A 4,340-nucleotide genomic window follows, 5' to 3' on the forward strand; every position below is an offset into this window, starting at 1 on the left:
TAAAATTCTGTTTTAAATTTTAAGGTATTGAATATTAAGTATTTATTTGCATGTCTCTTGGTGTGTTGGCATGAAAAGTGCTGGATCAAGCTATTGCTACCGCTGAAGTCCAATACTGAATTAGCAAAGGTGTTGTCATGCCCACCATTATCGACCTTACTCTGCCGCTTCAGGATGGCTTACCCGCCTTGGGCCGCTTGGCACGCCCTGTTGTTATTCCACACACCACCCATGAAGCCTCCAAAAAGTTTCAGCAAGGGACACCGGATGACCTGTTAACCTTCACCACCTTTTACCTGGGAATGTTGGATCACACAGGCACCCATGTTGATGCGCTGTCACATAATAATCCGGAGGGGGCGGCCATCGACGAGATGCCCGTGGAAATGTTCATGGGCAAGGCAGTATGTCTGGACCTACGCCACGTGGGGGATCGCGGCGATATCACTCGGGAAACACTGGAAATAGCCGAGCGGGACGCCGGGGTAAAGGTGGATGGACACATCGTGCTGATGTGTACCGGCTTGAATACCCGTCACTGGCCTCACGATACTATCTGTACGAACAATGCTCAGGTCACTGCGGAGGCGACGCGCTGGCTATATGAGCGGGGCTCCATGGTACATGGCGTAGAGGGGCCCTCCACCGACCGTGTGGATGAAAATATCTTTGAGAACCACCGGGTCTGTCGTGACTTGGGCATGGTGCATTACGAATGGCTTTGGAACCTTGAAGCCCTCATTGGTAAGGGCGAATTTACCTTTCAGGGTATTCCTCTGCGCATTAAAGGAGGCTCGGCGTCACCTGTCAGAGCCTTGGCATTCCTTGAATAACTTCCTTGTTTCCACCGCGATGGGCAGGGGAGTCCCTTCCCGCCAGCGCATCTAGTCATACTTTAAAACCTGAAGGGGATCGTCATGAGAAAACGTCATCTGGCGCTGGCTGCTGGTGTATCCATTGCAGCGCTGTCATCGAGCACTCTCTATGCTGAACAGCTCAGTTTGAACGCGATTGGCATTGTTTCTACCCATCAGCACCATACGGCGCTGGAACGTGATTTTTACGCCACCCTGGGCGAGCGGACTGGCCTGGACATTCAGGTCAACTTCAATCCGTTGGACGTAGTGGGCGTCAATATGCAAGACACCATGCGCATGGTCAGTAGCGGTAGTTTCGATGTCGTCGAAACGACCATTGGCTCAGCCTCACGTGACGATCCCTTTCTGGAGGGCCTGGATCTGATAGGCGTGTCGCCTGATATCGATACATTGCAAAGCACCGTTGACGCTTATCGCGGTGTGTTCAGCGACCGGGTAGAGGAGCGCTTTAATGCCCGCGTAATGGGGCTATGGCCATTTGGCCCTCAGGTGTTTTTCTGCTCTGGTGATGTGGCAAGCTTGGAGGACTTACGCGGTAAGCGTGTCCGCTCCTTTACTCCGAGCATGTCTGCTTTATTGGAGTATTTGGGGGCGACGCCAATCACGCTGCAGTTCGCGGAAGTCTATCCCGCTTTACAGCGTGGCGTAGCGGAGTGTGGAGTGACTTCTCCAACATCCGGTAATACCGGTAACTGGCCAGAAGTCACCGATTCCTTGTTGATGCTAGGTGTGAGCTGGTCGGTGCAGGCGCACATGATGAATCTGGATACATGGAATGCCATGTCCGCCGAAGCACAGGAGGCCATCGAAGAGGCTTATGCGGATCTGGAAAGCCAGTATTGGGATATGGCCAGGACGCTCACCCAGGATGCGGTGAACTGCTCGACCGGTGATGATAGTTGCGAAGGTTACAACCGTTTCGATATGACCCTTGTTGAGCCAAGTGAAGAGGATGTGGCGCTACTCAATGAGGCGGTGTCCGACGTTATTCTGCCTACCTGGTCTAAAACCTGTAATGCCAATTATGCAGAGTGCGCTTCTCTTTGGAATAGCACCATCGGTGAAGCTCGTGGTTTAGCCATCGAGTGATCAGCCCGGGGTTCATAAGGAGACACCGCTGATGCGATCAATCAGATTCTTTCCAGGGCTTGAGCGGCTGGTCAACATCGCCGCCATCATGTGCGGCTATGCATGCCTTGGGCTCTGCTTGTTAATTGGTTACGAGATCGTGGCTCGCCGCTTACTGGGGCACTCGGTTCAGGGGGTAGATGAACTTGGTGGTTATGTTTTAGCGATCACGTCTGCCGTTGGCTTTTCTGCTGCGCTGATGCACCGGATGCACACACGCATAGAGCTTGGGCTGAGCCGTTTTCCCGTTGCGATACAGGCCTGTCTGAACGGCATGGCGATACTGTTATTGGCGGGATTTACAATGTTTATGTTGCTCCAAGCGTGGGGCACATGGCAAACCAGCATTGCCTATGGAAGCCGTGCCAGTACACCACTGCAAACCCCTTTATGGATTCCTCAAGGGTTGTGGTTGTTCGGTGTGGCACTGTTTGCATTCGTTGCCACCAGCATGCTGATACATAGTTGCTGGTTACTGATCAGAACCAACTGTCAGATGCTTAACGAATGCTACGGCCCCCCTTCATTACAGGAGGAAGTGGACAAAAGCCTGGCAGAGGCTGAGAGCCAGTTGGACAACAGGCCGGAAAGTAAAAGGGAGCCTTTATGATCGACATTAGCGGTGCCCTGATTGGCTTTGCCATTATGCTAGGGCTGATGATGCTTGGTGTTCATGTGGCAGTGGCTATATTTTTGGCCAGTGCGCTTGGCACCATGGTGTATCTCTCCCCAGCCATGTTGAGCACCTTTGGTACCCAGCTATGGGCGGTCATGAACGACTTTCTATTAACGGCCATACCGCTCTTTATCCTGCTTGGCGAACTGCTGCTACGCTGCGGCGTCACCCAGCGGATGTATACCGGGTTATCGGTGCTACTAGGTCGTTTGCCCGGCGGGCTACTGCATACCAATATCGGTGCGAGCGGCCTGTTTGCAGCAGTTTCCGGGTCATCGGTCGCGACAGCGGCGACCATCGCCACCGTCGCGCTTCCAGAGTTCAGGGAGCGTAGGTTCAATGAGCGTCTGGTACTGGGGTCGATTGCGGCTGGCGCAACGTTAGGGATTTTGATTCCCCCCAGTGTGAATCTGATTATCTATGGTGCATTGACGGGGACGTCTGTAGGTCGCCTGTTTGCCGCGGGGTTAGTGCCAGGGCTACTGCTCGTCACGCTGTTCATGCTGGCGATTGCCATTATCTGCACGCTGTTTCCCAGCCTTGCCGGAACCATTCAGGCGAAAAGCTCCTTAAAGATTAAATTGACCAGCCTTAAACATCTCATTCCGCCGCTGCTGGTATTCGGTGTAGTGATGGGGAGCATCTATCTGGGCTGGGCCACGCCGACTGAAGCGGCTGCGTTAGGGGTGTTAATGGCCCTTGGGCTCGCGGTTTGGAATCGTGCTTTGAGCATAACGATGCTCCATGAAGCGTTTCTCTCCACGGTACGCACCACGGCAATGATCCTATTGATTATCGTAGTGGCCTTTTTCCTGAAGTTTGTGGTGGGCGTGCTGGGGGTTCCCCAAGCGCTAACGAGCTTCGTGGCCTCCATGGAGCTGAGTGTGTTGGGCTTTTTGCTGGTGCTTGTGATTTTTTATCTTATCCTGGGCTGCTTTATTGAAACGCTCTCCATGATGGTGGGCACCATACCCATTGTTTTCCCCATTGTCGTGTTCATGGGGATCGATCCGGTTTGGTTTGGCATCTTCTTGGTTCTGATGATGGAGCTGGCATTGATTACTCCGCCAATAGGAATGAACTTGTTCGTTGTCCAGGGGGTGCGCCGGTCTGGCTCAATTATCGATGTCTACTGGGGTATTACACCGTTCGTCGTGGTCTTGCTGTTGGCCGTAGCTCTCATCATAGCGTTTCCAAGTATCGTGACTTGGTTGCCCTATTTATTGCTATAAGGGGCCGAACGTGCACGACGCAATGAACGATACGCTGCACCAGCCAGCCACTGAACTGCTTATCCAATTAATCGAGGGTCGCCTCACATCCTCGGCGCTTGTGGAGGCGTCACTGTTTCGCATTGCTGTTCTTAACGGCTCGTTGCAGGCATTTATTAGCGTGGATGCAGACGGTGCCCGCGCCGCGGCAGAGGCTTGTGATCGGAAGCGGCGCTCTGGCCAGCCGTTAGGCGCGCTACATGGTTTGCCGGTGGCTGTGAAAGATGTCACGGATACCGTAGGGCTACCCACAACCAAAGGGTCACGCCTGTTTGCACATAATCGTCCCGAGCGGGATGAGCTTTCGGTTGCACGACTAAAAGCGGCCGGCGCTATTGTGCTGGGCAAAACCAATACACCAGAGTTTGCTTTTGGGGCTGTGTGTAC

Annotated in this window: 5 protein-coding genes; all 5 read left to right on the forward strand. The window is 53.4% G+C overall.

The window, feature by feature from the left end:
• Nucleotides 1–137: 137 nt before the first annotated feature.
• The gene (locus B7L72_RS17055) at nucleotides 138–833 is read left to right on the forward strand and encodes a cyclase family protein (protein WP_081195624.1); all 696 of its coding nucleotides are present in this window, start codon (nucleotides 138–140) and stop codon (nucleotides 831–833) included.
• Nucleotides 834–917: 84 nt separating this feature from the next.
• Nucleotides 918–1,967 (forward strand): TRAP transporter substrate-binding protein, encoded by a 1,050-nt coding sequence (locus B7L72_RS17060; protein ID WP_081195625.1) that lies wholly within the window; start codon nucleotides 918–920, stop codon nucleotides 1,965–1,967.
• 31 nt (nucleotides 1,968–1,998) lie between these two features.
• Entirely contained in the window at nucleotides 1,999–2,616 is a 618-nt protein-coding gene (locus B7L72_RS17065; protein ID WP_081195626.1) for a TRAP transporter small permease subunit, read from the forward strand.
• On the forward strand, nucleotides 2,613–3,914 hold the full coding sequence (locus B7L72_RS17070) for a TRAP transporter large permease (RefSeq protein WP_081195627.1): 1,302 nt from the start codon (nucleotides 2,613–2,615) through the stop codon (nucleotides 3,912–3,914). Before B7L72_RS17065 ends, B7L72_RS17070 begins: the two co-directional genes overlap by 4 nt.
• A gap of 22 nt (nucleotides 3,915–3,936) precedes the next feature.
• The coding region (locus B7L72_RS17075) for an amidase family protein (RefSeq protein ID WP_254893840.1) at nucleotides 3,937–4,340 on the forward strand (404 nt) is incomplete at its 3' end.

Source organism: Halomonas sp. BC1 (assembly GCF_002078135.1).
Lineage (GTDB): Bacteria > Pseudomonadota > Gammaproteobacteria > Pseudomonadales > Halomonadaceae > Vreelandella > Vreelandella stevensii.